A 1500-nucleotide genomic window follows, 5' to 3' on the forward strand; every position below is an offset into this window, starting at 1 on the left:
GAGCCGAGGAGCGCGACGCCGACCGTGGCGCAGACGCCGACGGTGATGGAGTTGCGGGCGCCGTACACGGTGCGGGTGTAGACGTCGCAGCCCTGGGCGTCGAAGCCGAAGGGGTGGCCCGGCTCGGAGCCCTGCTGCCGCTTGGACAGGTCGCAGGAGAGCGGGTTGCCGGAGGCGATCAGCTGCGGCCAGATCGAGATGACGACCAGGAAGAGGATGACCAGGCCCGCGATGATGAAGATCGGGTTGCGGCGCAGGTCCCGCCAGGCGTCGGACCACAGGCTGCGGGGCTTGTCGGCCGGGCCGCCGGCGGGGCCGCCCGGCCGGCCCTCCAGGCCCGCGCCCTCGCTCGTGGCGAGGTCCATCGCCCCGCCCATGCCGGTCGCGGCGATGGCACCGTCGTCGGGTGTGCGCCCGTCGGGTGCGTGCGGTTCAGGCATAGCGGATCCTCGGGTCGAGTACGGCGTACAGGAGGTCGACGATCAGGTTCACCGCGAGGAAGACCAGCACGAGGATCGTCACGAAGCCGACCACGGTCTGGGTGTTCTGGCGCAGGATGCCCTGGTAGAGCTGGTAGCCGACGCCGTGGATGTTGAAGATGCGCTCGGTGACGATGGCGCCGCCCATGAGGGCGCCGACGTCGGCGCCGATGAAGGTGACGACGGGGATCAGCGAGTTGCGCAGCAGGTGCCGGGTGATGACGCGGCGCCTGGGCAGGCCCTTGGCGATGGCGGTGCGGACGTAGTCGGCGCGCTTGTTCTCGGCGATGGAGGTCCGGGTCAGCCGGGTCACGTACGCGAGCGAGACCGAGGCGAGGACCAGGCCGGGCACGATCAGCTCGCTGAAGGTCGCCTCGGTGGACACCGCCGGTTCGATCCAGCCCCATTTGACGCCGAGCAGCAGTTGCAGCAGCAGACCGGTGACGAACGTCGGGATGGAGATGACGACGAGGGTCAGCAGCAGCACGGTGGTGTCGATGGGCCGGCCGCGCTTGAGGCCGGTGACGACGCCGAGCGCGATGCCGACGACGATCTCGAAGAGGATCGCCACGATGGTGAGGCGGATGGTCACGGGGAACGCGGTCGACATCAGTTCGGTGACCTTCTGGCCGTTGAACGCCGTGCCGAAGTCACCGGTGAAGACGTTCCCCATGTACGTCAGGTATTGCTGCCACACCGGCTTGTCGAGGCCGAACTCCTTCGACAGCTGCGCCTTGGTGGCAGGGTCGCAGGCCTTGTCGCCGCACAGTCCGGCGATGGGGTCGCCCATCACGTTGACCATGAGGAAGATCAGCAGCGTCGCGCCGATGAAGACCGGGATCATCTGCAGCAGGCGCCGGATCACATAACGTCCCATGAGGACTCCGGTTCCGTTTCCGCGAGGGGGGCGGGGGGGGGGGGGGGGCGGGGGGGGGGGGGGGGGGGTTCCCCTGGTTCGGTTGACCCTTATCTTTTTTTCTACAAAGACGCTTAACAAGGTCACCACGAAATTGGAGGCAGT

General features: G+C 68.0%; 1 protein-coding gene and 1 pseudogene. Both read right to left on the reverse strand.

Translation table 11 applies throughout. The annotated features are described in order from the left end of the window. Positions 1-440: pseudogene (locus tag ACFVDP_RS38270) on the reverse strand (ABC transporter permease); the annotation flags it as partial. After that, positions 433-1356 carry an ABC transporter permease gene (locus tag ACFVDP_RS38275; protein ID WP_383500480.1) on the reverse strand — a complete coding sequence of 308 codons (924 nt, stop codon included), beginning with the start codon at positions 1354-1356 and terminating at the stop codon, positions 433-435. The gene ACFVDP_RS38275 and the pseudogene ACFVDP_RS38270, both read right to left, overlap by 8 nt. Positions 1357-1500: the final 144 nt, after the last annotated feature.

This window comes from Streptomyces sp. NPDC057694, assembly GCF_042799415.1.
Classification (GTDB): domain Bacteria; phylum Actinomycetota; class Actinomycetes; order Streptomycetales; family Streptomycetaceae; genus Streptomyces.

Coding starts and splice junctions, on each gene's coding strand:
- ACFVDP_RS38275 (WP_383500480.1), bottom strand. CDS start 1,356: ATGGGACGTTATGTGATCCGGCGCCTGCTGCAGATGATCCCGGTCTTC.